This window comes from bacterium, assembly GCA_035527515.1.
Classification (GTDB): Bacteria; B130-G9; B130-G9; order B130-G9; family B130-G9; genus B130-G9.
This window is the reverse complement of sequence record DATLAJ010000096.1, coordinates 1-4221: the sequence shown is the minus strand read 5'-3', so window position 1 is coordinate 4221 and position 4221 is coordinate 1. Positions and strand designations below refer to the sequence as shown.

At 55.1% G+C, this 4221-nt stretch carries 3 protein-coding genes; all 3 read right to left on the bottom strand.

Features of this window, described 5'->3' with window-relative positions:
• Positions 1-36: 36 nt before the first annotated feature.
• Positions 37-1968 carry a site-specific DNA-methyltransferase gene (locus tag VM163_07275; GenBank protein HUT03673.1) on the bottom strand — a complete coding sequence of 644 codons (1932 nt, stop codon included), beginning with the start codon at positions 1966-1968 and terminating at the stop codon, positions 37-39.
• 17 nt (positions 1969-1985) lie between these two features.
• The gene (locus VM163_07270) at positions 1986-2156 is read right to left on the bottom strand and encodes a DUF4391 domain-containing protein (protein HUT03672.1); all 171 of its coding nucleotides are present in this window, start codon (positions 2154-2156) and stop codon (positions 1986-1988) included.
• Positions 2149-4221: DUF262 domain-containing protein (locus VM163_07265; protein HUT03671.1), on the bottom strand; the 2073-nt coding region annotated here is incomplete at its 5' end. The genes VM163_07265 and VM163_07270, both read right to left, overlap by 8 nt.

The window sequence follows — 4221 nt, the reverse complement described above, 5'->3', positions numbered from 1 at the left end:
ATTTCGTGGCGCCACGAAATTGATCCACACTCTCTCCTATAGCGACTTCACGTCTTCGACGCCCGCCTGATGCAGAATCTGCATAGCGTTGGTCTTGACCACGTCGTCCTTGAAGCCGGAATCCTTGAAGACCACTCGCATTATCTCCGGCTTCAATTCCTCTTTCAGCGCGGCAATGCCCTCCACGACGTCCAAGGTGATGTCCTTTGCCAGGCAGACGATGAGCGCCCCAGCGCCGATGATATGAACCGTCTTTCCCGCAATCTCGCGCCTCTCAATCGGGACGGCCAGGTCAAGGCCATACTTGAGCAGGAGCTCGTAGAGCACGTCCGCCTCCGTCCGATCCGGTTTGATGTTCTCGATCGCGTCGAACAGGGCTGGCTCCAAGTTGTCGAAGTCGGCGTCCCACGGCCTGATGTTGCTTGCGTCGAGCTTGAAGACCTTGAAGCCGAGGTCAAGGTCGGCCCTCTCCTCGGCCATGCCAGGCAAGTCCCCGGTCGAGTTGTCTGCTCTCTCCGCCCGCTCCGATTCGATTCTCTTGATCACGCGGCGGATGCGCTCCTTCCCGATATCCGCAATGGTTCCGTAACCAGCTTTGAATGCCTCTGAACCCTCGTCACACGGCTCAGGCAACTGCACCATTATGAACTTGCGGTTCCCACCGGGTTCCTGGGGTAGCTCGAGGACCGCGTGCGCGGTCGTGCATGCTCCGGCGAAGAAGTCGAGGATGATACCATCAGGACAGCTTCCAACGGCGAGTAGATGCCTCAGCAAAGAGGCCGGTTTAGGGTTGTCAAAAATCGCGCCGCTATTGTCCTGAAAGATAGTCCTCAAATCGTTCCGCCCGTTTGAAGTGCCCCCCACGGCCTTATTTCCAAGCAGGGTCCTAGGCACAATCCCTCCACTCATCTCAGAGAGGAATTTCTTCAGCCTTGGCTCCCTATAGGTGAAATCCTTCCCCCAATACAGTCTTCCCTCAGATACATGCTTCCTAAAGACGCTCTCTTCATATGCCCAGGATTTTTCTCTTGGCCGTATTTCTTCGTTGGTTCTGGGGTGCACGATTACGTAGTTCAGATTTGGCCGCTCTGATGGCGCTTTGGGCCCGTGATACGATACATCCATCCAATCACCACGTGGATCATTGTCGGGATTGCTATACCGGGCCCGTGCCTCTTTCGTATATGGCAGGCGATTTATTGCACTTCCCAATTCATCTGAGCTGCGGCAATAGCAGAGAATCGTCTCGTGAACCGAACTGACGCCTTCAATGTTATTGCTCGTCGTATATTTCTTCTCCCACACGAAGTCTGCCGCGAAGTTCTCTTCCCCGAAAACCTCGTCACAAAGCTTTCTTAGGTTCGCCGATTCGTTGTCGTCAATCGAGATGAAAATCACCCCATCAACGCGCAGGAGGTTCCGAGCGAGCCTCAGCCGAGGATACATCATGTTGAGCCAGTCCGTGTGATAGCGGCCGGAAGTCTCAGCATTGGTAGAGAGCCTCCGGCCCTCTCCGTCCGTTTGGCCGGTCAGTTCCATGTAGTTCTTGATGCCATCGCGGAAGTCGTCGGGGTAGATGAAATCGTTGCCCGTGTTGTATGGGGGGTCGATGTAGATCATTTTGACTTTTTTGTGGTAGGACTTCTGCAGGAGTTTCAGCACCTCCAGGTTGTCGCCCTCGATGAAGAGGTTCTGCGTTGTATCCCAGTTGACCGACTCCTCTGGGCACGGCCTGAGTGTCCCCGTAGAAGGTGTCTGGGCGAGGCGCCGTGCTCGTGCTTTGCCGCTCCAGGTGAAGCTGTATCGCTCGTCACGGCCATCTATGTGGTCGCCAAGCGTCTCTCGGAGAGTCTCGAAGTCAATCCTCCCTTCAGTGAAGACTTCTGGGAAGAGCTCCCTCAGCTTCTCAATGTTCTTTTCCACGATGTCCGGAGTGGAGCCGCCTGTCTTCCGGTCCAGTTTTTCCATGTGCGTTATCCTCCTGCCTAAAGCCCGGCAGCCAACTTCTGCAATTGTTTCTCCAGTTCCTTCATCTTCCTGTGTAGTTCCACCTGCCGATTGAACCGCTCTTCCTTCTTGATGGCAACCCTGTAATCAGCGATCCTGCCCTCCAGTTCGTGGCAGACAGCCAGCCGCTCGCGCCGCAGCTCATTCATCGCCACTGGAGCCCATCTGTCTTTCAAGGGATTGACGCACCAAACCCATAACATAGGGCAGCTCATCCACTGAGGCCAGGCCGATCTCGACCTCACCATTTCCCCAGCGGCCGAGATTAGACACATCCTTGCAGATACCCTTTGGATCAACGATCTCGGAGAATCGCATATTGAGCGACAGCCGCAGGCGCTTTGCCTGTGGCACAACGTCCACGACGTTAGTCTCCGCCTTGTAGGCGACGTACTGCTTAAGAAACTCCTCGGTAATGCATGGGTCCAACGCGAGTATCTCCCGGCGGAAGGCTTCGAATAAACTGCGCATCGTCCCCGTGAGTAGGTGCGGATGATCTGCAATCGTGCAACCCGAACGTGAGGTCTCGGGCTTGTATGCCGCCAACACATCGTCCGATAGCTTTGGGGCAGTCCAGACATCAAGCGCCATGCTCGCTAGTTTCTTGGCACGGGTCTTGATGGCGTCCTCGTTCCAGTTGTCGAGTTGGCCGAGCCCCTCATTCAACTTGAGCGGGCTTACCTTGAAGCCGTTCTCCATGTCGCGCTTCTCGGCAAAACTTCGGTCGCCATATTCTGAGTTGCATCCACTGAGCGTTAGATTGCCGAGTGTGTGCAGCCAGGTTTCTTGTATGCGCTCCCAGTCCGCACCCAGTGTTGTCCTCCATGCGGCGGAGAGGTTCTCGTTCTGAGGCAGGATGTGCTCGATGGTGTATTCGTCCACCGATACGCGCTCTTTACGCCCGTGGTTTTCCAGTCGGCGCAGCCAGTAGCTACGACTGCGGAAGTTGTAGAGGTCGCGGGTTCGGATGTCGCGGCGGAACTCGTCATTTGTCGGAAAGCGGCGATAGGAATGCATCCCAAGTAGATGGGCCCGGATGCTCTCAAGATAACGGTCTTTCTTGAGCGCCTTGGTGAAGGTGGCGAATGTCTTGTTTAGTGAATTGGTCGGGATGGCACAGATGGCGCGCCGGAAGACGTATGCTTCGATCAGTCTGACTGCAACCACAAAGTCCTCACCAGAAAGGACGCCATTGTCGTAGTCACGATACAACTCCAACAAGAATGGGTATGCAACATCTACCTTCAGTTCGCGGAGGTCCTGAAAGGCAAGCTTCAGAGCCGGATCGGCCTCCGCCCCCAACGCCATCGCGCAGAAGAAACGGGAAAACTCGCGGATGTCCGCAACAAGCGCCTCCACACCATCTTGAGCAATCTCTGGTGAACGGGCGTGAACCTTGAACGCCTCATACACGGCGCGGACATTTGGAATATCGCCGGTTTTTACCGTCAGGTAGTGGCGCATGAAACGGTCAAAGTGAGTGCCGTAGGCGTCTTGCCCGAAGTCCACTTCCATTGGTCTCCAGTATTGCTCGTAAAGTGTAGTCTGCAATTTTGACTCCAATCCCATCAGGATAAAGTTGCGGATGAGATCGGCTTGGGTCAATTCTCGCCCTGTCGAGTTCATACTCTCGAAAATGAGTTGAGGATTGTCCTGGTCCCGGCAGAGCGCGATATCCACCGCCGTCAGCTTGGCCAGCCCCATGCATAGCGAAACAAGATCACCCTTGCAGGCGGCGATCCAAGACTTGAATAGTGCGAAGTTCTCTGTGACGCGTAGAGAGGGCTCCGACGGCTGTTGGTTTCCGCCGACAACTGCAATAAGCGAGGTTCTGTCCGTCTGCGAAAGGACTAGTTTGTAGTGCCGTTCACCCTCTTCCTCCGGATTAAGCAGGTAGTAATTGCGGAGTTTTCGCGGAGAAAAACCATCCACAGGCTCGCGCTTTGCATCATCAAGTTTGTCCAGCTCCCCAGCCAGCGCGGCGAGTAGAAGTGTTAACGTAGTCAAGCGTTGTTGGCCGTCGATCACAAGCAAGGGTGATTGAATCATTACTTGAGACAGACCCTCTTCGATGTAAACGATGGAGCCGACGAAGTGAGCTGAAATGGCGTCGTTGCTGCCAGTGCGCAGGATATCATCCCAAAGCTGCCGGCACTCCTTCTCCGCCCAGGAGTAGGTGCGTTGGTATATCGGAATGACGAACTGGGGCGACTT